This is a genomic window from Roseibium hamelinense, from assembly GCF_007830545.1.
Lineage (GTDB): Bacteria > Pseudomonadota > Alphaproteobacteria > Rhizobiales > Stappiaceae > Roseibium > Roseibium hamelinense.
Window position 1 is genome coordinate 408915 of record NZ_VLLF01000002.1, and the last position, 21677, is coordinate 430591.

23 protein-coding genes are annotated in these 21677 nt (G+C 56.4%); 9 read left to right on the forward strand and 14 right to left on the reverse strand.

What is annotated here, in order from left to right; genetic code table 11:
* Positions 1 to 10: 10 nt before the first annotated feature.
* From fliR to cckA, 3 genes are all read left to right on the forward strand, one after another.
* A complete protein-coding gene (gene fliR / locus JM93_RS06710) occupies positions 11 to 784 on the forward strand; it encodes a flagellar biosynthetic protein FliR (RefSeq protein WP_145341540.1) in 774 nt (257 codons plus the stop codon).
* 9 nt (positions 785 to 793) lie between these two features.
* Positions 794 to 1873 carry a flagellar biosynthesis protein FlhB gene (gene flhB / locus JM93_RS06715; RefSeq protein WP_145341542.1) on the forward strand — a complete coding sequence of 360 codons (1080 nt, stop codon included), beginning with the start codon at positions 794 to 796 and terminating at the stop codon, positions 1871 to 1873.
* A gap of 82 nt (positions 1874 to 1955) precedes the next feature.
* Positions 1956 to 4508, forward strand: coding sequence for a cell cycle histidine kinase CckA (cckA, locus tag JM93_RS06720; protein WP_145341544.1), 2553 nt, complete (start codon positions 1956 to 1958; stop codon positions 4506 to 4508).
* A gap of 10 nt (positions 4509 to 4518) precedes the next feature.
* On the opposite strand, the gene JM93_RS06725 is transcribed toward cckA, so the two are convergent.
* A complete protein-coding gene (locus JM93_RS06725) occupies positions 4519 to 5109 on the reverse strand; it encodes a TetR/AcrR family transcriptional regulator (RefSeq protein ID WP_145341546.1) in 591 nt (196 codons plus the stop codon).
* Between the two features lie 104 nt (positions 5110 to 5213).
* Between JM93_RS06725 and JM93_RS06730 the strand changes: the two genes are divergently transcribed.
* The 4 genes from JM93_RS06730 (at position 5214) to JM93_RS06745 (ending at position 7818) form a co-directional block, all read left to right on the forward strand.
* A complete protein-coding gene (locus JM93_RS06730; RefSeq protein ID WP_170230556.1) occupies positions 5214 to 5903 on the forward strand; it encodes a PspA/IM30 family protein in 690 nt (229 codons plus the stop codon).
* Positions 5904 to 5984: 81 nt separating this feature from the next.
* Positions 5985 to 6266, forward strand: a complete 282-nt coding sequence (locus JM93_RS06735) for a YiaA/YiaB family inner membrane protein (protein ID WP_145341550.1) — start codon at positions 5985 to 5987, stop codon at positions 6264 to 6266.
* Positions 6267 to 6698: 432 nt separating this feature from the next.
* On the forward strand, positions 6699 to 7361 hold the full coding sequence (locus JM93_RS06740; RefSeq protein WP_208994978.1) for an Lnb N-terminal periplasmic domain-containing protein: 663 nt from the start codon (positions 6699 to 6701) through the stop codon (positions 7359 to 7361).
* 115 nt (positions 7362 to 7476) lie between these two features.
* A complete protein-coding gene (locus tag JM93_RS06745) occupies positions 7477 to 7818 on the forward strand; it encodes a cupin domain-containing protein (RefSeq protein WP_145341554.1) in 342 nt (113 codons plus the stop codon).
* On the opposite strand, the gene JM93_RS06750 is transcribed toward JM93_RS06745, so the two are convergent.
* Genes JM93_RS06750 through JM93_RS06770 form a run of 5 tightly spaced genes read right to left on the reverse strand, consistent with a single transcriptional unit; the run spans position 7794 to position 11153 of the window.
* Complete coding sequence (locus JM93_RS06750) at positions 7794 to 8345, reverse strand: hypothetical protein (protein ID WP_145341556.1); 552 nt, start codon at positions 8343 to 8345, stop codon at positions 7794 to 7796. The genes JM93_RS06745 and JM93_RS06750 overlap by 25 nt on opposite strands.
* Positions 8329 to 8958 carry a lysophospholipid acyltransferase family protein gene (locus JM93_RS06755; RefSeq protein ID WP_145341558.1) on the reverse strand — a complete coding sequence of 210 codons (630 nt, stop codon included), beginning with the start codon at positions 8956 to 8958 and terminating at the stop codon, positions 8329 to 8331. The genes JM93_RS06750 and JM93_RS06755 overlap by 17 nt, the downstream gene beginning before the upstream one ends.
* 15 nt (positions 8959 to 8973) lie before the next feature.
* A complete protein-coding gene (locus JM93_RS06760; RefSeq protein ID WP_145341560.1) occupies positions 8974 to 9903 on the reverse strand; it encodes a phosphatidate cytidylyltransferase in 930 nt (309 codons plus the stop codon).
* Between the two features lies 1 nt (position 9904).
* Positions 9905 to 10510 (reverse strand): CDP-alcohol phosphatidyltransferase family protein, encoded by a 606-nt coding sequence (locus JM93_RS06765; RefSeq protein WP_145341562.1) that lies wholly within the window; start codon positions 10508 to 10510, stop codon positions 9905 to 9907.
* A gap of 43 nt (positions 10511 to 10553) precedes the next feature.
* Entirely contained in the window at positions 10554 to 11153 is a 600-nt protein-coding gene (locus JM93_RS06770; RefSeq protein WP_145341564.1) for a TetR/AcrR family transcriptional regulator, read from the reverse strand.
* Between the two features lie 69 nt (positions 11154 to 11222).
* Here JM93_RS06770 and JM93_RS06775 point away from each other — a divergent pair, with 69 nt between their 5' ends.
* Positions 11223 to 11648: a VOC family protein gene (locus tag JM93_RS06775; protein WP_145341566.1), complete on the forward strand. Its 426-nt coding sequence runs from the start codon at positions 11223 to 11225 to the stop codon at positions 11646 to 11648.
* Positions 11649 to 11673: 25 nt separating this feature from the next.
* Here the strand turns inward: JM93_RS06775 and JM93_RS06780 are convergent, their stop codons facing one another.
* From JM93_RS06780 to JM93_RS06815, 8 genes are all read right to left on the reverse strand, one after another.
* Positions 11674 to 12165, reverse strand: coding sequence for a hypothetical protein (locus tag JM93_RS06780; protein ID WP_145341568.1), 492 nt, complete (start codon positions 12163 to 12165; stop codon positions 11674 to 11676).
* 101 nt (positions 12166 to 12266) lie between these two features.
* Positions 12267 to 13739, reverse strand: a complete 1473-nt coding sequence (locus JM93_RS06785; protein ID WP_145341569.1) for a hypothetical protein — start codon at positions 13737 to 13739, stop codon at positions 12267 to 12269.
* Positions 13740 to 13794: 55 nt separating this feature from the next.
* On the reverse strand, positions 13795 to 14724 hold the full coding sequence (locus tag JM93_RS06790; RefSeq protein ID WP_145341571.1) for a DUF6384 family protein: 930 nt from the start codon (positions 14722 to 14724) through the stop codon (positions 13795 to 13797).
* A gap of 58 nt (positions 14725 to 14782) precedes the next feature.
* The gene (locus tag JM93_RS06795) at positions 14783 to 15994 is read right to left on the reverse strand and encodes a cell surface protein (protein ID WP_145341892.1); all 1212 of its coding nucleotides are present in this window, start codon (positions 15992 to 15994) and stop codon (positions 14783 to 14785) included.
* 183 nt (positions 15995 to 16177) lie between these two features.
* Complete coding sequence (locus tag JM93_RS06800; RefSeq protein WP_170230558.1) at positions 16178 to 17275, reverse strand: class I SAM-dependent methyltransferase; 1098 nt, start codon at positions 17273 to 17275, stop codon at positions 16178 to 16180.
* A 49-nt stretch (positions 17276 to 17324) separates the two neighbouring features.
* Positions 17325 to 18245, reverse strand: a complete 921-nt coding sequence (locus JM93_RS06805; RefSeq protein WP_145341575.1) for a pseudouridine-5'-phosphate glycosidase — start codon at positions 18243 to 18245, stop codon at positions 17325 to 17327.
* A gap of 104 nt (positions 18246 to 18349) precedes the next feature.
* On the reverse strand, positions 18350 to 18823 hold the full coding sequence (locus JM93_RS06810) for a hypothetical protein (protein WP_145341577.1): 474 nt from the start codon (positions 18821 to 18823) through the stop codon (positions 18350 to 18352).
* A gap of 330 nt (positions 18824 to 19153) precedes the next feature.
* Positions 19154 to 20113 (reverse strand): PfkB family carbohydrate kinase, encoded by a 960-nt coding sequence (locus tag JM93_RS06815; RefSeq protein WP_145341579.1) that lies wholly within the window; start codon positions 20111 to 20113, stop codon positions 19154 to 19156.
* A 267-nt stretch (positions 20114 to 20380) separates the two neighbouring features.
* Here JM93_RS06815 and recA point away from each other — a divergent pair, with 267 nt between their 5' ends.
* Positions 20381 to 21448: a recombinase RecA gene (gene recA / locus JM93_RS06820; RefSeq protein WP_145341581.1), complete on the forward strand. Its 1068-nt coding sequence runs from the start codon at positions 20381 to 20383 to the stop codon at positions 21446 to 21448.
* The last annotated feature ends 229 nt before the right edge of the window (positions 21449 to 21677 follow it).

Sequence of the window (21677 nt, forward strand, 5' to 3'; positions counted from 1 at the left end):
GGGGGCCTAGATGACGGTGAACCTGTCTTTCTTGCCAGAGGTCACCGCGGTGTTTCTCTTGATGTTCGCCCGGCTCGGCACAATGATTATGTTGTTGCCGGCGCTTGGTGAAAGTTCAATTCCCACGCGGATCAGGCTTACCATAGCGTTGGCGGTGACGCTTGTGCTCTATCCGATGGCTGCGCCCCTGTATCCGGGGAACCTCATGGGGAACTTGCCGTTCCTGTTGGCCTTGCTCGCCATGGAAATGGTCATTGGGTTTGCAATCGGGCTCTGCGCAAAGCTCATCACGTCCGCACTGACCACGGCCGGCATGATCATGGCCAGCCAATCGGGTATGGCCTTTGCGCTGGGCACCGATGTCGCAAACCAGGGCCAGCAGGGTGCTTTGTTCGGGAACTATCTATCGATTCTGGGAATCACCTTGGTGTTCTCAACCGACACACACTACCTCGTCATTGCGGCGCTGCATGATAGTTTCGAGCTGTTTCCGCCCGGCACGCTGATCCCGGTCAGCGACTTTTCCCAATATGCTGTGCAAACGGTGGCCGATGTTTTTTCGGTCGCCATGCGCATGAGTGCCCCGTTCATTGTTGTAGGCATCGTGTTCTATTTCGGGCTGGGCCTTTTGAACAAGCTGATGCCGCAGCTCCAGATCTTCTTCATCGCAATGCCCGTCAACATCACGCTCGGGCTGTTGCTTCTTGTGGTTCTGATTTCGTCGCTGATGACGTTCTATCTTGACCATTTCCAGCAGGCGCTCGGCAAGTTTCTTGCCGGCTAGGGAGCGCAGATGGCTGATCAGACCGACGACTCGGAGAAAACTGAGGACCCCACGCAAAAACGCCTCAGAGAGGCGCATGAAAAGGGGGACGTCGCAAAATCTCAGGAAGTCAGCACTTGGTTCACTCTGGCCGGGGCGACCATGCTGATTGCCTTTTTCGCGCCCGGCATTGCCGGATCGCTCGGGTCCGAATTAAAGGGATACATGGAACACGCCCATCAGATCCCGGTAGACGGCAGCGCGCTGGGGATGTTGTGGTGGGACACGGGGCGGATGCTTGCGCTGCTGGTCGGGCTGCCGCTGCTTATGGTGGTTGCGATGGCGGTGGCAGGCAATCTGGTTCAGCATCAGCTGTTGTTTACGACCGAGACCATCAAGCCGAAACTGTCCAAGGTTTCGCCACTGTCCGGCTTCAAGAGGCTGTTCTCCTCGGAAAGCCTCGTGAACTTCGCAAAGGGTATGCTGAAGATCTCGATTGTCGGTGCGCTGATGGTCGCTGTCCTTTGGCCGCGCCGCGACGAGGCGGAGATCATGATCTTTGCCGATATGATGATCATCCTGGAAGAGGCGCGAATTCTTGTCCTGCAGCTGCTGGCCGCCGTTCTTGCCTTCATGACCATTATTGCCGGGCTGGATTTCATCTATCAGAAACACAAGTGGTTTCAGAAACAGAAAATGTCGCTGCGCGAGGTCAAGGAAGAGTTTAAGCAGACAGAAGGGGATCCCCTGGTCAAGGGTAAGATCCGGCAAATCCGCATGGAACGGGCCCGCAAACGCATGATGTCTGCCGTGCCTGACGCGACCGTGGTTGTGACCAACCCGACGCACTATGCCGTTGCGCTCAAATACGAGGAAGGCATGGGCGCACCGCTTTGCCTTGCCAAGGGGATTGATGCTGTCGCCTTGAAGATCCGGGAGGTCGCCAAGGATGCGGAAATTCCGGTGATCGAAAACCCGCCGCTGGCGCGCGCGCTTTATGCAAATGTGGAAATCGATCAGGAAATTCCTGAAGAGCACTACAAAGCGGTAGCTGAGCTTATTGGCTTTGTCTTTAAAATGCGCAAAAGGGCTGGATGGCGTGCAAACTGAGGGCTAAGCAGTTGATCTTGGCAGCCCCGCGTCAAACAGTTGTTCATGGCCTTAGAAAGCGATTCGGGCCGGGGAGTATGGAATGAGTGAACTGGACGGCGCACCGGCGGAGCCTGTCATTGACCGGCCGGAACGGTCCGGCAACATCTGGCTTTTGATAGCGCTGGCAATCCTCTTGATTGGCGCAGCGGCTGGCTTTGCCATGATGGAAAAGGCCGCCGCGCAGCCATATGTTCTCGGCTTCTTGGGTGTATTGGCCGTTATCGGCGTCTTTTGCCTGTTTGCCGGCGCAATCGGATTCCTGCGGGTTTCCGCGCGGAACACATCCAACCCGATCGCGACTGCGTTCTTGAACAGCATGGATGACGGCGCACTTGTAACCGATCTCGACGGGCGTCTGATTTATGTGAACCAGGCCTATGCCGATCTGACCGGGGCGGCGTCCGAGGCAGAAGTGCGGGTTGTTGAGCGGGTGTTTTCCAACGATCCGGACGCAACGGACGCAATTTTCCGTCTCTCACAGGCCATGCGCGAGGGGCGCCGCGCCCAGGAAGAAATCCGCATGACGCAGGCGCTCGGCCCTTCCGATGGAACCGCGCGCTGGTACCGGGTTTCGGTACGCCCGCTTGCCGTTCCAAAAAGCGAAGGCGGCAGTGCCCGAACCTTGTGTATCTGGCAGATTGCCGACATCACGCGTGACCGTGCCGAGCAGGAAGATTCCTTCCAAGAATTGCAGCGGGTGATCAATTTTCTGGATCATGCTCCCGCCGGCTTTTTCTCGTGTGATGGCGCAGGCCGTGTGGTGTACCTGAACGCAACTCTGGCCGACTGGCTGGGCTATGACCTTGCGCAATTTGAAGCCGGCGAGCTGGATCTGGCCGATATTGTCCGCGGTGACGGGACGGAATTGATCCGGTCTCTGAAAGGCCATGCCGGTGAAGTGAAAAGCGAGACCTTCGATCTCGATTTCGTGACCCGCAGCGGACGGAGTTTTCCGGTGCGTCTGCTGCACCGTGTTCCGTTCGGCGAACATGGCAATCCGGGCGACAGCCGGACGCTGGTTCTCAACCGGTCCCGCGGGGAAGAAGCGTCCGAAGCGCTGCGCGCGGCAGAGGTTCGGTTCGCCCGTTTCTTCAACAACACGCCGATCGCGATTGCTTCGCTCGACCATGAGGGCCGGGTGCTGCGTACCAACGCGCCCTTCTTGCGGCTGTTCTCGGCTGTGGATTTGTCCAGTGAATCTCCGAAGCTCACCGATTATGTTGCAGAAAACGCGCGCAGCGATCTCGACAAGGCGCTTGCTGCGGCCTCCCATGGCATTAGCGAAATCGCGCCGATCGATATCCCGTTGAATGAAGACAACGATGCCCGCTCTGCCACGTTTTATGTCTCGGCTGTTCAAGATGGCGAAGGCGATGGCGAGACGGCGATTGTCTATGCGCTTGAGACGACCCAGCAGCGCGCGTTGGAAGCTCAGTTCGCCCAGAGCCAGAAGATGCAGGCCATTGGCCAGTTGGCAGGCGGTGTTGCGCATGACTTCAACAATGTGTTGACCGCGATCATCGGGTTTTCCGATCTTCTGCTGGCCAGCCACAGACCGACCGATCCGTCCTTCCAGGACATTATGAACATCAAGCAGAATGCCAATCGGGCGGCCGGGCTCGTGCGTCAGCTTCTGGCGTTTTCACGCCGTCAAACCTTGCGGCCGCAAAAACTGGCGCTCAACGATGTTCTGGCGGATCTGTCCATCTTGCTCGACCGGCTGCTTGGCGAAAAGGTCGAGCTGAAGGTCATTCATGGCCGGGACATGTGGCCTGTCATGGCCGACCTCAACCAGCTTGAGCAGGTGATCGTCAATCTCGCGGTGAATGCGGGCGACGCCATGGCCGATGGCGGGCGGTTGACGATCCGCACTTCCAATGTGACCGGAGCCGAATCTACCCAGTTTGACAACACACGCGGCATGCCGCCGGGCGAGTACAGCCTGATCGAGGTTGAAGACACCGGACACGGCATTCCGCCGGATGTGATGGAAAAAATCTTCGACCCGTTCTTTTCCACCAAGGAAGTGGGCAAGGGGACCGGGCTTGGGCTGTCAACGGTCTATGGCATCGTCAAGCAGACCGGCGGTTTCATCTTCTGTACGTCGGAGGTTGGTGCCGGGACAGTTTTCCGGCTGTTCTTGCCGCGTTACATCCCCGAGGTGGAAGAAGAGAAGCCGGTTGAAAAGGTTCAGAGCGAGCCGGAAAAAGTCGCAGACCTGACCGGGTCAGCCTCGATCCTGCTCGTCGAGGATGAGGAAGCCGTCCGCGCTTTCGCGGCCCGGGCGCTTGCCTCTCGGGGATATACGGTCCACGAAGCGGCTTCCGGGACCGAGGCGCTCGACGTTATGGAAGAGACCGACGGAAAGGTTGATCTGGTCGTATCGGACGTTGTCATGCCGGAGATGGACGGGCCAACGCTTCTGGTGGAGCTGAGAAAGACACGGCCTGACCTCAAGATCATTTTCGTCTCCGGATACGCCGAAGATGCCTTTGAGGAAAATTTGCCGGAGAACGAAAAGTTCTTCTTCCTGCCCAAGCCCTTCACCCTCAAGCAGCTTGCAACGACTGTGAAAGACGTGCTGAACGGGTGAGATTGGGCAGTCACTGCCGGGACAGCAGCTCTACCAAGGCCTCGACCTCTGACTTCAGTTCCTTCAAAGGAACGCCGACAAATTGTTGCTGGAGCGACAGCAACACCACACCATGCACGGCGGCAAACGTCGTTCGTGCACGCATAGCCAGTGTCTCTTTTGAAAGTTCCGGCCAAAGCTCCTTTAGAGACGGAACGATTGCGTCTATCAGGACTGTCTGTTCCATACGATATTCTTCTGGCTTGTATTTCCCTTCAGGGAGCCGGTGTTCGAACAGGGCCATCCAACGATGCTGATGGTCTCTGGCGAAGTCGGTGTAAGCGGCAGCCAGTGCTTGCAGCACCTGCCGGCCAGAAGATGATTCGACTGGTACGGACGACGAAAGGGCGTTTCCTAAGTCCGCCAATGTGCGGGAATTCAGCTCTAGCACCAACATGTCAAGATCATCAAAGACATTGTAAAGAGCCCCTAGGGCACAGCCAGCGCGCGACGTGATATCTCGCGCCTTTAGGCCGGAAAGCCCTTTTTCGATCAGTTCCGCCTCAGCTGCGGCGATGATCCGTTCCCGCAGTTCTGCACGTTTCGTTTCTCGTTTTAACATTTCATTAACCATAAGAATGAACGGCGTTCAAAAGAATGTTGAACATTGTTCACAGTGTTATTAGAGTCATCTTGTGAACGTTGTTCATATCAATGGAGGGCCAAATGTTCAAGTTGATGACGACGCTCCTTCGGGGGCGGACATATGATGCCGCAGAGGCGTTTTTAGATACCAACACGATTTCCATTCTGCGCCAGCAATTGCGCGATGCAGCTGATGGTCTGACTTCGGCAAAAAAGTCGGTCGCAATCGTTATGGCTTATGCCGCACGTGAAAAAAAACGAGAAGAAGAGCAGGCCGAACGTTTGGCGGATCTGGAGGCACGCGCAATGGAGGCCATCCGGCTAGGCCGTGAAGATCTAGCCTCAGAAGCAGCAGCCGTGATTGCGGACCTCGAAAAGGAACACGCGGCGACAAAAAAGGCGCTGGGACACTACCAAGCTCAAGCCGCACAATTGCGCGACCAAGTGGCTTTGTCAGAGCAGCGGCTACGCACACTCCAGCGTGGAAAACAGATTGCCGATGCCGCTCAGCAAACGCAAAAACTTCGGGGCTCGGTTCCAAACGGAGTCCTCGCAAGTTTGAGAGATGCGGAAGAAACGCTGCAAAGACTGCAGGAGCGTCAATCTCATGCTGAACAGGTTGAGATTGCGATGGTTGATCTGAATGCAACAGCGTCCGCAACACATGTTGTCGAAAAGCTTGCAGGGGCAGGGTGCGGAAGGTCTGTGACCACAGATGCTTCACGTGTCTTGCAGAGATTGCAAGCAAACGCGGCAGATCAAACCTCGTAAACTCATCAGAGTCCCAATTTTTCTTTTTTATACAGTCAATCTGCCCGAAAACTGGGCCATATCTCACAAGGAGACCTTCAAATGCCAAACTTCACATCAAAACCCTCCAACGCTTGGAACCTTTTCACATACTTCAATTTTGCTGTCGCTGCGTTGATGATGGCGGGTGGTATCTGGTCGCTTGAGGCCAGCTTTTCGGCAAAAGGCTACTACGCAATGGCAGCCCTGATGCTGGTCTATTCTACGGCTTCGATCACCAAAGCGGTGCGCGACCAGGAAGAAAACAACCGTATTTACAACAAAATCGAGGATGCGAAGACCGAACGGTTGCTGGCTGAAGTATCAGCCCAGGATCCCGCCTAGGCGCGCTGTATTTTCGACCGCCGGCCCGACGCAATTGCAAAAATCAGGCACGCATCAGCAAATTGGCAGCGTTTCGACGCTGCCAATTTCCGGCACAATTTTCGAGGACCAGATCTTGTTTCAACTGACAAACATTTTCAAACACATAGCATTTGCGGCCGTGGTCATTTTAGGCGCTCTTTGGAGCATCACCGCGACGCGATTTCACCTTTCAGACACTGCTTGGTTTTTTGCGGTCACAGTGATTTTTAGTGGCCTCAGGTGGCCTGACTTGGTTGCGGTTCCGCGCGCGCACTGTCCTTGCTGGCCGCAGCGCTCTGCGCTACCGGGGTTTTCGCTTGGTATCAAACCATCACCCCGGAACAGAACAAGGCTTGGGCTAATGATGTTTCGAGGGGCGTAACGGCGAGCGTAAAAGCAAATACGGTCCGTTTGAAAAACATTCGCGACTTTGACTGGCAAACTTCAAACTCTGCGACGCACAGATGGATCAGCGGAACCTATGATCTGACACGCTTGAAGAGTGTAGATGTGATCACTTCGGTTTGGGACAATCCAGACATCGCCCATTTGATGGTCGGTTTCGGATTCCACGACGGTGAAAATGTGGTGTTTTCCGTTGAAACGCGCAGAGAAGCCCATGAGGCTTTCAATACGATAGGCGGATTTTTCAGGCAGTTTGAACTGGTCCTTATTGCCGCTACGGAGCGCGATATCTTGAGGCTCCGGACCTACATACGGCAGGAACGTGTTCGCATGGATCCGGTGGCGCTGTCACACACTCAGATGAAGGACTTGTTCTTGCCCTATGTCCGGCTCGCACAAGACCTGTCTGATACTCCCTCATTCTACAACACCTTGACCGCGAACTGCACCACTGTCGTGTTCAATCTGGCTGACAGTTTATGGCCAGAAATGCCTCTTGATTGGCGGGTGATCCTGTCCGGGCATGTGCCGGATTATCTGGACCGGCTGGGTGTTTTGGATCAAACATCGGATGCAAACGAAGGTCGGGCTACAAATTTACTGCCGGATACGTCAAATTTGCCGGCCTCTGGGCTCAATTACTCAGAGCTCATCAGGTTTGGAAGATGAGTTATTTTTAGTAGACGTAAGCGGCGCAGGATCGCTCCGAACCCGGAGTTTTTTCGGAAAGAAGTTCCAATTCCAGCTCAACTTTGAGCATCGCCCCTATTCAACGGAGCCTTTCATGGACCTGCCTGATTTCATCAAAAGCTTTCCAGCATTGGACATTCCGTTTCCCGATGAAGTTGTGAAGTCCTATGCAATCCGGTCAGATCACGGGCTGGTGGTGTTTTTTGACTTCATCCGGGACATGGAGTTGCCGCCACATTCCCACCTTGCGCAATGGGGCACTGTGCTGAGCGGCGAGATCGAATTTACCATCGAGGGTGAAACGCGTGTGCTGGGCCCCGGATCGATCTATTCCATCCCTGCAGGTGCTCAGCACGGGGCTGTCATCAAAGCCGGTACACGGGTCATCGACGTGTTTGAAGAACCGGACCGCTATCCGATAAAACCAACGGCGTAAAAATAAAAAACGTAAAACACCACCCAGAAGGCGGCCCAAATGGCAAGCTTGGAGCGCAATGAAAGCCGTCTGCCAACAGCTCTTGAAATCGTATAGCTGGCAAGACTTGCCAGAAGAAAGCGCGGCAAACGGGCGAATGGAGTAAGAGCGGCAAGCAGAAATGCCGAGGTTCCGGTAACGGCGGTTTCGGCCGCCAGGATCTTGTAGGGAAGACCGGAAAAAGCCCCTGCGATCAATCCGGGAAACAGACCTTGTGAGAGAAGCTCCCGGGCCCGTTCGAAACTTGTTTCCGAAATGCCTGGCACAGCCGCCAGAAGGCGGAAGGCTGTTTCTGGATGCTGTTGAACAGCCAACGCAACGCATAAGCCGCCGATAGATGCACCGAGCGCTGCGAAGACCGATGCCAGAACAGCTTTTTTGAGGGACGACAACCCATAGGCGCTAAGCAGAACGTCTGGCACGATGAAAAAAACGGTCGCCTCGGCAAGACCCCAGCAGAATGCGGCAACGTTACTCCCAGGCCGCAAAATTCTTTTCCTTCGATAGTGCGGCAAACCTGTCTTTCAGTGCTTCCATGAAGCTTGCCCGGTCTCCGGTCCAGGTGAGTGCATCTCCGATGAAGATGTCGCAGAAGAACGGCACGAGAAGAAACGTCCCCTTCGGTAGCGCCTTGCCGAGACCATGAGTAAATACCGGTACCACGGGTGCCTGCGGAAACTTTTCTGCAAGGAAAGATACGCCCTTTTTCAATCCGGTCATCTGTTCCGGTTCGCCTCGCGAGCCTTCGGGGAACAGGATCAGGACCTGACCCTTTTCGAGCGCGTCATAACAGCCCTGAAGGGGATCCCAGGTCTTGTCCTTACGCTCGCGCTCTACAGGGATGATGCCGAGTACATGCTCAGAAATCCAGGCTTTGCGAGGGTTTGAGAAAAAGTAGTCGGCGGCAGCAACAGGCTTGATGTCCTTTAGTTTTGACAGCGGCATCAGGGCCATCAGCACCATCGTATCGAGATGGCTGTTGTGATTGGCAACGATGATGGCCGGGCCGGAGGCTGGCAGCAGCTCTTTTCGGCGGACGTTCAAACCAAGCAGGAAAAGTACGCCGATCTTGACAAATATGTAGAAGAGCTTTTGCAGCATGAGCCGGGCCGCGTCCTAGTAGAAGAAATAGCGGGTGAAATGGAAGAACAGCGGGGCGGTGAAGGTCAGGCTGTCGATCCGGTCGAGGATGCCACCGTGGCCCGGGATCAAGCTGCCGGCGTCCTTGATCCCGAGATCGCGCTTAAGTGCAGATACCGTAACATCGCCCACAAAACCGGCCAGCGCGATCAGGACCCCGGCAGCGGCCGCATATTCCCAACTGAACGGCGTTAAAATCGGAGCAGTCAGGACGGCGAGCACCAGTGTGGTGCCAACCCCGCCCAGAAAGCCTTCCCAGGTTTTGTTCGGGCTGACGCCAGGGATAATCTTGCGTTTGCCGAACAGCTTGCCCCACGTGTATTGCGCCACGTCATTGAACTGGGTCAGGAACAAAAGAAACAAAAGGAGCCCTGCACCGCCTGCGCTGTTGGTTCCCGTTGGCGGCAGGATTAAGAGGAACGCTGCGTGGCTGATGGAAAACACGCACAGCATCAAGCCCCAATTCAGCGTGCCGACTGCCTTCAAAAAGCCTTCGGTCTGCTGTGACAGAAGCGACGCAAATGGCAGAAACAGGAACATGTACACGGGGATAAATACCGCAAACATGCCGTAATATGCATCTGCTACCCAAAAATACTGCACCGGGATCGCCAGATACGCCCAAAACAACACGCGACGGTCTGCCCGGCGCGTCGGGATCATCGAAAAGTATTCTTTCAGCGCCAGAAAGCTAATCAAAGCGAACACGATAATCGAGAGCAATTCGCTAACGAGAAAGCACAGGGTGAAGATCGCGATCATCACCCACCAGCTTTTCGTCCGCTGGACCAGTTCGCTATAGTCCTTCCCAGTGTTTTTCCGGGACAGCCAGAATACAATAACGATGGCTGCTCCCAGGATCGCCCAAATGCCCAAAAGGGCGCCGTGAAGCGGGAAAAGGGTCATGTCAGCTTGCCTCGCGAAGGGCCGCGCGCGCCCGGTTGAAGATGGTGGCGGCCGAAAGCACACAGGCAAGGCCCAAAAGAGCGGCAAACGGCACTGGCATGGTTACGCCGAGGCCAACCGCGACACCAAGAAAGCCGAACAGGACTGCGCGGTCGCTTTTGCCCATCGGGCCGTCATAGCGGCGGGACGCGCCGATCTGAACGGCAATGACCCCGGTCATTTCAGCGACAATGGCAAGGAGAACAAGTCCTGTGACAAGTTCCGCGCTGACAAAGGGCAGGAAGGCAAAGGGCAAATACAAAAAACAGTCCGACACAACGTCGCCGAGTTCGTTGAGGATCGCCCCGAGTTTTGATTTTTGGCCGTGCTCGCGTGCCAGCATACCGTCGATAGCATTCAGCGCCATACGAACCAGCAACACCAGCGGCAGGAGGAGCCAGGGCCAGCTGCTGCCGGGCAAAAGCAGCATCGCGAGGCCGCTCAAAAACGAAAGCAAAGCAGCGCCGACCGTCACTTGATTGGCAGTCACACCTGCTGTTGCCAAATGCCGGCAAAGCGGCCGTAGTATATCCTGAAATCTGGATTTGAGTTGATAAATTGTTGGCATGAATATCAATCACTGAACAAGATACTGGGATGATGGGCCGGACTCACGTCGGTTTCAATACGCCTGTGAGCAGTGTCTGAGTGGCGGTGACATAAGCCCCTTCGTCGGCACCGGATGCTATCGCCAGGGCGGCCCGGTCAAACAGGGCTGAGAGCAGATCCGCAAGGGCGTCTATGGAAATGCCCGCCGGCAATTGTCCGTGCGCGGCCGCATGCTGCAATCCATCGATTAAGGTGCCTTGGCCGGTTTGCCGGTCGATCTCCGCCATCTCCTCAAGACCCAGCACGTTTGGGCCCTCCAATAGAAGCAGGTGGGCCCGTCCGGGGGTTTTCATGGCGGTGAAATAGGCCTTCGCGCCATGCATGAAGGCGTCGGGCGGCGCTTGTCCGGGATCGGTCTTGGCGCTTATCTCATCGGCGACAGCCTGGGATTCTGCATGGATCACCGCGCGCAGAATGTCCGCTTTGTCTGAAAAGTGATGGTAGAGCGCACCGCGGGTTACATTCGCTTCTTTTACCAGTTCCGGCGTTCCCGTTTCGGCATAGCCCTTTTGAACGAAAAGCGATCGGGCAGCGTTCATCAGGGCGGCCTTGGTTTCGGCCCGGCGTTCGGCTTGGCTTCGACGAGGCTTCTCTACTTGCATACATGCAGCCTGTATGTTAATTGACTATTACATACAGAGTGTATGTTGATTTGCTTTGGGAGACCAGCCATGAAATGTAACCAGTTTTACCCCGTTATCATGACCGCAAAGGTTATGGAGACGGCCGACTTCTACCGGACCCATTTCGATTTCAAAACTGCATTTGAGGCTGATTGGTACGTGCATCTTCAATCAAAATCAGATCCGGCAGTGAATTTGGCAGTGCTCGACGGCAGCCATAACACCATCCCGGAAACAGGCCGCGGCACTGTCTGCGGCCTATTGATCAATTTCGAGGTCGATGATGTTGATGCCGAGTATGCAAGGTTGAAGATGGCCGGGCTGCCAGTGGTTCAGGACATCCGCGATGAAGCGTTTGGGCAACGGCATTTTATTGTCGCAGATCCAAACGGCGTGCTGATCGATGTGATCAAGCCAATTCCGCCAAGTGCTGATTTTCTCATGCAATATGCGCCGGACGCCATTCCAGCTTAACGAATAGCGCCGGGCGCACCCGCGTTCAGCTCACACGCGGGCAAGTGCTTGCGCTTTCTGCGCGGGATTTCATACCGCGCAGGCTTTGCATCGTGTTCGGATTGCCCGGCAAAACAAAACTTTGTTCAAGCGCTGTGCGGGCATTGTTGATCACGGCAACGTCCTGCACGGCGAGCGTCTGGCAGTTGCCTCCAGTGAAGCGGACGCGCACCCGGATTACCCGGTTGCCATTATCCGACGGACCGAACTCCGCATCGAGAGCAGGGTTGGCGCCGGTCAGGGTACGTTCCATGACCACCATGTTTGGCTGGTTCTGGACCACCAACGTGCCGCGTTCTGTTGCACTTTGAACCAATGCATTGCGTACAGCGGGCGGATCGGCGGCGATCGTGACGCTCTGCGCGCCGGCTGGAACGTCCAGGGTTGGCTGATTGGGAATCGACGCCTGCTGAGAAGACCCTGATTGGCAACCGGCAAGCGCCAGCCCGAGAAGAAGGGGAGCAATGAATGTGCGCATCTTGGTCTATCCGTATTCCGTGTCGTGGCTGCGCTTGACGCCGCCTTGTTGGTCTGCCGCCGTCCCGGCTTTGAAAAAAGCCCGCCGGGGCAGCAGCTGCTCTAAAATGTGTCGCCGGTTTTGAACCCGCCACCGCCGAAGCCGCCTCCGGATTTGAACCCGCCGCCGCCAAAGCCGCCGGATCCGAAGCGACCAGAGGATCTGGATCCGCCCATGCCGCGGCCGCTGAAGCCGCCCCCCATGGATTTTGGCAGCCCCGCGCCCCGGGGAAACCCGACCCTGCCGCCGCGCGGACGGCGGCGGCGGTACGCGCGTTCAGCCCTGGCCCAATAGTCCGCGCCGGTAATCGCACCTTTAACAAGCTCTCCCAAGAGAACGGTTGTCAGGCTGTCGTCAGAAAATGTCGTTTCCCAACTGTCATATCCTTTGCTGCGGAAACGTTTTGCAACGTCAGCCAGTTCCCCACGGCGCCGCGAAATATCCCTTTGCAGCTCCCGATCCTGCCGTATCTCGCGGGAAAATTCTTCGATGCGTTCGCCAAGGTCTTCAATCCTGCGGACAATTTTCTCGTCTTCCGGCGAAGGGGTCGCGAGCGCCTGCCGCCACAATTCGTCCAAATCATCGTCTTTCAAGGACTTGGAGAGCTTTTCCTCGGCTTTTAGGTAGCCGGTATCGGATCCGGTTGAAAATTCCCGGAGAGCGTCGTTCAGGGTATCGATGCTGCTGTCCAAGGCAGCCAGCTCGCCGTCGACTGATAGCAGCTGGTCGGTCAGGTGATCGATTTTCGCTGAAATGTCTTCGCCGGCCGTGCGCGTCATGGCGGCCCGGCTCAGTTCGGCAAGCTTGAACTCTTCTTCGGCAGCAATATCGGCGCAGCGGTGAGCGTGTTTTTCCATCCGCTCGGGAATCGACGTCAGCATCGCATAATTGGCGCGGGCATCGTGAAATCGAATCAGCTTCGCAACCCAACCATCCAGCGCACGAACCAGGCCCCGCTTGTCATAGTCTGGTGTTCCGAAGCCCCGCTGCCACAAATACATGAACAGCTGGTCGTCTTCATACGCCTTTCCCTTGAGGCGGCGGTCTTGTTGCGACGTTGCAGCTTTCTTGGCAGCGGCTTCTGCGGTTTCCGCCGCTTGTTCCGCGCGCTGCTTCTGTTCCAGAAACAGGGTGTCGGTTTCGAGTTCCGCGTCAACCGTTTCCATCAGGCTGTCCATGCGGGCTTCTGCAGCCTCTTGCTCCTTGGCAAGCGTATCGCGCTGGGCCTGCAACTCCGACCGTTGTTTTTCTTTTTTCCGCAGGTCCTCCGACAGCACCTTGTGGTCCGCGGTGCGCTTTTCCAGCAGGCGGGCCGCCTCTCGCGCTGCAGTGTCCAGCCGCGTGCTAAGTGTTTCAGCTGCGTGGTTTTCAAGCCGGAATCTGGCCAGGTCCCGATATGCTTCGCCCTGGCGCTGCTGCAGGTCAGTGACGGATCGCGTTGCCCGCTCGATCCGGTTGCCAAGATCGGCCTCTTCGCGGCGCAGGTCGGCAAGCGCATGCTCAATCGATCCGAGAGTTTGGCGACCGGTCAGCATGGCGAGGCCTCACAATTTGCGTCGCGGATAACACCACCTTGCCTGGTTTCGCACCTCACCATTGTGTAATGGCTCCTTCCTCGACAGGCATCGACCAGTCGATTTCAAGGTCGCCGCGGGCTTTTTCTCCAAGCACCGCGTCTTGAACGATACCGTCCTCCTCCTTGTCGCGCCGCACTGATTCAAACGTTCCTTGCGGCACGCGCTGGCCCCAGATGGTCACCTCACGGGCCTCCGCGTTTTCCTCTGACACAATCTTACGCGGCACAACACTGCCGTCCGGTGCAACTGCCTCCACCACGATATAGTAGTTTTGCGCATTGGGATTGACCTCCGGTATGCGCGTGACACCTGTCGGTGTACCGGGGCGGGACACAATGCGTACCTCGAACACGGCCGCCAAGTTGGCGGCAAGTGCCCGCAGATCGCTGAGCGCCTTGCGGGCCGATTCTGCGTTTCCAGCACTGGCAAACGTCAGACCGTTATCGGCAAGCCTGTCCGCCTGTGACAGGGCCTCGGGAAGGGCTGTCAGGTCCGCGATCCGTGTTTTCAGAGCGCTGATTTCGGCAGGGATTGTTTCTTGAAGTTCTTGCTGGAGGGCGATCGCTGCACGTTCCCGGGGCTGAACCACCAGGAACTCCCATGCTCCTACAGCAACGATAACCGCGACAAGGGCAGCGCCGAGCCATTTCGACCACGCCATCCGTGTGACGTAGGCTTTGGCAAGAAGAATGGAAATGCCCTTTTTCGGCGGTGTGTAGGTAAAGCGGTCTTCTTTAAGCCCTTCGACACCCTGTTTCAGGATGTGGTCTGGCACATCAATGCCTTGAGCGGCATAAACCTGCCGCAAACGTTCGATCATCCGGGCGTCCCGGTCCTCGACGCCCAATTCCTTTTCGACCAGCGCCTCGTCGTGGCGGAGCGTATCCACCACATCCATCGCCATCATCAGATCGTCGAGCGGAGCGTCCGCTTTTTCCGCCATCCAGCGACTTCCTGTTTCGAAGCTGCCACGGCCGGGAGCGGCGTGACAGCTTTGTTCTTTAGCTTCTCAGCGCATTCCCTTCGGCCGCAAGCTTTGCAAGACGGCGCTTTCCGTCCTCCACTGCGGTCCGGATTTCCTCGGAGTTCTTGGTCGACATCTCGCGCATCTCATTGATGATTTCGCGGGACTGAACCTGGAAGTTGACCACCGAGTCCACCAGCTTTTTGACCGAAGCAGCCTGAACAGTAGGTCCGTAACCGGCCTTTAAGGCTTCTTTTTGGACTGCATCGCCAATTTCAGCGAGCGTCTCGAGGCTCTTGTTCACACCGTCTTTCATGGCGTTGAGCGTTTCGGTCGACTCGTGAAGACCCTGCAGACCTGTGAACGACGCATTTAATGCGGTCAGCACTGACTCGTTTGTCGAAAAGAAGCTGACAGACTGGGCGTAGACCCGCTCTTTGGCGTTGGTGGTCTGCATCAGTCGCGCCATGATGATCTCGGAGGTGTTGTACCCGATTGTCAAGTTGTCGGAGAGATCCTTGGCGATTTGGTAGCGCTTTTCCTCATCTTGCATTTCGCGCAACCGCTCGTCACGCGCAAGTTCTAGCCGGGCCTTGGCAGCGGCATCGTCACCGGCAAAAGAAGTTACTTCGTTGGATGCGTTCTCAAGCGCAGTCTTGGCCGCATTGAGCTTGTCCGTTGCAGTTTTTAGCAATTCCAGCGCCGTCACTTCGGCCTGCTTCAGGGCTCCACGGAAATCCCGATAGGCCTCCAAAATGGTCTGTTCGCGCTCGATTTGGTCTTTGGTCGCCTTTGCAACATCCTTGTAGGTGTTGCGGATGTCGTCGAACCGGTCGGAAATCGTACCGCGCCGGAAGTCGCGCCACTTGTTTGACAGGTTTTCCATCAGCGAGATCTTGCCGTCGGCCAACTGGTCCACAAGAGACTTCGCATCGTCGCGAATGGAGTTGAAAGACTCTGTGATCGCTTCGTACCGCTCACCGATATCCATCTGCTGGACCTGGGAACGGACAACCTCATTGAACTGCGAGGCTTGACCCAAAGTGCGGGTGATCACCAGAACCTTGTCGGGAGACAGGTCGGAGATCTGTTCGAGAAGCGCATTGATCGGCGCATCTGCCTCGGTTTCGGGCGTGATGCCGATGTCGCGCAGTTTGCCGAGAGCCCGGTCGAGATATTGCAGCGGCGACAGGCTTGCCGAACTTGCCGGCGCTGCTTCACCGGTTTGCGGAACAGATGCATCTACCATCACGAACACCTCCAACTGGTTCGCAGAATTCTGCTGGCCGCGGCTGGACGTTGTTTCTCGTCCATGGCGCGACGTTTCAACATAGGACAGTCCAGCCTCTTGGTGTCAACGACTTAAGGCCTCACTAAGGCCTTAAGCATGCATCTGTTACCGCCTTGCGACAGTCGACGGCCTTCATTTGTGTCAGCGGCGTTGCAGGACCAGTGTGAGAGTAAGCGTTTCCGAGGCGTAGCGGCCCGGTTCCTTTCGGTAAAGCGCTTCAAAACGTTCAAAGAATGCATGTGTAAGTCGGTCAGATTCTTCTTGTGTCGCTGCGCAGCGGTCAAACAGATGAAGGCGAAGGCTCGACTCCCCAAAGCCACGCACATAGCCGGCATAAAGTTCGGCGTATTCATCCGGCTGAGCCAGATAATCACCGTAAGCATCCTGCGGGTTCACCGCAGCATCTTCAACAGATGCTTCTAGGACGTCGAATGCCGCTGCCAGGTCGTCGTTTTCAAGGATTGGGTTCAGAACGTCATCGACAGTCGGAAACCACAAGGGAAAGATGAAGCGATCCAGCGCTTCCTTGCTCAGCAGCCCATCGTCAACCATGCCCGCTGCCACCTTGTGAATGGCTCGATAAAGATGACGGGCAGACCCCCGGATGCCATTCGTCTCGTTAGGGTCAGGAATACTTGCAAGTGTCGAGACAATCACACAGCCGCCGGAGGTAAGTTCAATTGCCCGGCTGCGCAGAAAACGTGTCCAGTCGGACTGCGCAAGCTGCATGAATGCCGAACGCGCATCCCCAGTCAGATCGGCATACCAAACGGTTCCAGGAGAGGTGATGAGCATGGCGCGGCTAAGCCAATGGCTCGCCACAAAGCAGGTCGCGATCGAGACTGAGCCCGGCGACGCCATGACGTCGTAAAAGCTTCCAACCGATGCTTCTGTCCGGATGTTCTTGTCGATCAAATACCCGGACTTACCGCCAATCAACGCGAAAAGCGCGTTCCAGTCATTGTGTGGCTGGTCCCCGTGGCATACGGCGATCGTGCCATCGGGAGACAATTGCCTGTATGCCTCAATAGAAGGTTTTACAGCTTCGATTGCAGTATGCCCGGGGCCACACCCCAGATCGAGTAGCCGGAACTCCGGCGACTGTAGCCCGGTCTTGGAAACAGCAAACTTCAACCATTCTTTCCGGCTGCGAACGAGGTTGCTCTGCATGTGGGAATGGCGGTCGTAGTCGACCATGTGTTCCGTCGCCAGGTCCTTCGCATCGTCGTCGCTGCTCATTGCCGCTGACAATTCCCAATTAGATAGGTCGCTTTTATGAGAACCTGATCTACGCACCGAGCGCAAGTTCGCCAGCAATTCTTGCTGCGAGTCGGGCATTGTTTCGCACCAGCGCAATATTGGTGTCGAGGCTGCGCCCGTCCGTCAGTTCAAGGATTTTGGACAGAACAAACGGCGTCACCTCCTTACCGCGAACATTCTCCATAGCGGCCTTGGCATTTGCAGCGTCAATGTATCCAGTCATTTCGTCCCGGGCGATTTGATTTTCCTCTGGAACCGGGTTTGCAATCAAAACGCCGCCATGGTCGGCAAACACACTGCGGGTCATGATGACGGAGGCGATTTCCGCCGGCGTATTGAGGCGGTATGGAGCTGCAATGCCGCTTTCCCGCGACCAGAATGCCGGCAATTCATCAACACCATAAGAAATCACGGGAACGCCTTTGGTCTCCAGGACTTCAAGCGTCTTTGGAATGTCGAGCAGGGCTTTGGCGCCTGCGGAGACGACGCAGACCGGTGTGCGCCCAAGCTCATCCAGGTCAGCGGAAATGTCGAATGTCTCTTCCGCGCCCTGATGAACGCCGCCGATCCCGCCGGTGGCAAAAACGGATATTCCGGCAGCATGAGCAGCCATCATCGTGGCGGCTACGGTTGTTGCGCCCGGGCGGCCTGTCGCAACTGCAAAGGCCAGATCGGCGCGGGAGCATTTCATAACGTCTTCGGCTTGCGCCAGACGGTCGAGGTCCTCGTCGGTCAAGCCGACACGAATACGGCCGTCAAGCACGGCGATTGTCGCCGGAACAGCACCTTCTGCGCGGATGTCGGCTTCGACCTGCCGGGCCGTTTCTATGTTTTTCGGAAACGGCATGCCATGCGTGATGATTGTGGATTCAAGAGCAACAACGGGCTTGCCGGAGGTCAATGCGGTTTGAACTTCGTCGGTCGGGGAAATGAGGGCATTGAGGGTCACGAGCGCGTTTCCGGTCTTTCGGGGTTGTCAGTGTTCAATCCCGTGCGCTCATATCCTAGTGCCTCGCTCAGCGCTAGGTGTTGCAGACCTCTTCTTGTTCCGTGCTAAAACCGATGCCGCAATCCGACGGTAGGTGTGTCCGAGCCACACCGGGAGCAATTGAAAAGACCGAATACCGCGGACCGATGATGAACCCGGAAGACCAGCTCGGTATCCGGATGATCGGGCAGCGCAAATGTCACTTCAGGTGAAAAATAATGCAGCAGCTTCCGGTTTTGGTCCGGTGCGGCGTTGTCCACCTCAAACTGCATGCGTTTGAATGTGTAATTGACACCGGTGCTCAGCGCGATCGATGTTTTTACAGTGTCGTTCCAAGGAAAGCTGTTCCATCTGCCGTAGAGCGCGCCCCAAACCTGGGGGCCGTTGCTGTCACCGATCAGAGCGCCGGTACCCGCCTCAAGCTCCACAGAAAACAGGCTGTTGCGGTAGAGCTCATAACCGACTGCACCGCCGAGAAAAGCAGCATCTTCATAGGCTTGATTAAACAACAGGACATCGCCCAAAGCTTCCGAACTCAATCTCCCTCCAAAAAACAGGAGATTCCAGCGCTTTTCAGAGGGAACCTGTTGGAGAAGACCGTGGAGCCGGTTGGGTTCAGAAGCGCTGCTGCCAGAGCTGGAGGCAGATGACGCGGCTTCCGAAGTTTGCGAGGAGGCTTGTGCCGGATTCGCCAAGGTCGCCGACGCCAGGCAGCAAAGCAGGACGACTGCGCCGGCGCTTAGAGCTGCTGACTTATGAAGACAGACAGAAAACAGTGGCCGCTCCTTAACGTGTCACCATGTGATCAGGCTGAACAGTACCGTAGGCCCGTATGGTTTCCAAATTATAACACTGCGGTCAATTGTCCGTCATTTCAGGCTGGACAGAGACAAGGTTGGAGCCACCGCACCGGCGCTCGCCAGCGTTTGCCGGGCAGCCCCGATTCCCATCACAGCCGCATCTGCAAACTGGGCGCCATGAGCGAGCCCGGCAAGTGTCCCTGCGATTAACGCATCTCCGGCTCCCGTTGTGTCGACGATTTTCGCTGGTTCCGCCGGAAGATTAGCTTCTTGCTTGGTGGTGGTCCAATAGACGCCCGAAGCGCCGTCGGTGATCAAAACGGTATCGGGTCCGAGTTGTAAAAGACGGGCCGCCAGTTCTTTCCGATCACATCGATCGACATCATGAAAATCAGACTTGGTCGCAGCCGCCAGAACCGCGCGGGCTTCTGCGACGTTCAAGAACAAGATGCCGATCCGATCCAGGATCGGAACAAGGCGGCCGGCCTTGGCTTGCGATACGCCGTCAACCGCGAGTTTTCCGGCTGGGCACATCTGCGAAAGCCTTTCGAGCAGGGCGGCTGGCAGGTTCGCGTCCGCAAACCACCACGCTGCAGTAGCCAGGCCGGCTGCGGTCTGCATGGCTTCATCGAACAGGTGAGCGGGCGCTGTCTCAAGGATAAGGTCGTCGACGCAGGCTGATATCAGTCCGCCATCTGGATTGTGAAAAGCAATGTACCGGCCGGTTGTCATGCCCGGCCGCTGCGTCAGTAGTGTTCGGACGCCGTCGTCTTGAAGCAAGATCTTCAGGGACTGGCCGGCCGGATCGTCTCCGCAAGTTCCAAAGAGCTGAACATTGACATCCAGACGGGCGAGGGCTCGCGCAACATTTGTGGCAACCCCACCGGGCGTGTCGCTCATCGTTGCGGGTGTCGATGTATCGGCCTGGATTGGCCGCCTTGCATGGGTGATCGTGTCCATATGCACAGCGCCAAAGCATGCGATGGCGGGATGAGCAGCGTTGGCAGTCGGGATCTCTTGGGGTGTCAAGTACGGGTCTCCTCAGCCTTGAGAAGATTGGCCCGTAGCAGGGTGCCCCCGATTTTTCAACTTCGGCGATGATTCTCGTGTTTGCCTATTCTCGATAATTTATTCCCCATGGTCAGAAATGGGTTCGTCAGTTTGGAACAATAGAAGAACATATTGAAATTATTCAGAAAAAACATGTGGTTAAATTGCATTGAAAAAAGAGAACATATCATGTACAAAGCGTTCAATTGAAACAGCGCGTCCATCATGGAATAAGGAGCGGGATCCATGTCTCAAAACTCACTTCGTCTCGTAGAAAGCAGCCAGATGGACAAGACAAAGGCGCTGGATGCAGCGCTCTCGCAAATCGAACGGTCTTTCGGCAAAGGTTCCATCATGCGGATGGGGCAGGGCCAGGCCGTCGAGGTGCAGGCAATTTCAACCGGGTCTCTCGGGCTGGACATTGCACTCGGAATCGGCGGTTTGCCACGCGGCCGGATCATTGAGGTCTATGGCCCTGAATCGTCAGGCAAGACGACCCTTGCTTTGCATGCGGTGGCAGAAGCGCAAAAAACCGGTGGTATTTGCGCATTTATCGATGCGGAACATGCGCTTGACCCGCTTTACGCCAGAAAGCTCGGCGTCAATATCGACGATCTTTTGATTTCGCAGCCCGACGCGGGCGAACAGGCGCTGGAAATTGCCGATACGCTCGTGCGTTCCGGCGCTATCGATGTCCTGGTCATTGACTCGGTTGCGGCCTTGACGCCGAAAGCCGAACTCGAAGGGGAAATGGGCGATAGCCTGCCGGGTATGCAGGCCCGTTTGATGAGCCAGGCGCTGCGCAAGCTGACCGCGTCGATTTCAAAATCGAATTGCATGGTGATCTTCATCAACCAGATCCGTATGAAGATCGGTGTGATGTTCGGGTCGCCGGAAACCACGACGGGCGGCAATGCGCTCAAGTTTTACGCTTCTGTCCGGCTTGATATTCGCCGCATCGGCGCCATCAAAGACCGCGACGAGGTTGTTGGCAATCAGACGCGCGTGAAAGTAGTCAAGAACAAGCTGGCGCCTCCCTTCCGCCAGGTGGAGTTTGACATCGTATACGGGGAGGGCGTCTCCAAGATGGGCGAGTTGATCGACCTTGGCGTAAAAGGCGGCATTGTCGAAAAGTCGGGCGCCTGGTTCTCCTATAACAGTCAGCGCCTTGGTCAGGGGCGGGAAAACGCCAAAACGTTCTTGCGCGAGAATCCTGAGATTGCCGATGAAATCGAACTTGCGATCCGCCAAAACGCCGGGCTGATCGCCGAGGCGATTATTGATCCGTCCGGCGGTGAGGATGACGCTGAGTAGCTGTTTAGCGTCGAGATGTACTTTACATGGCGCCCCTGGCCGGTTTCCGGCGGGGGCGTTTTTCATTTGACGCAACCCAAAGTGCGGCGGAACCGTGGTCTGGTCATATCCGTTCGTCTGGACAGCCGTGCGGGTGAAAGATAAAAGGCTTGCTCGGCGCTGGGCGGGCCCAGCCCATAGCGACTGGACAAGACAATCGTCAGCCCTTTGCCCGGCTGACAGGCAGAGC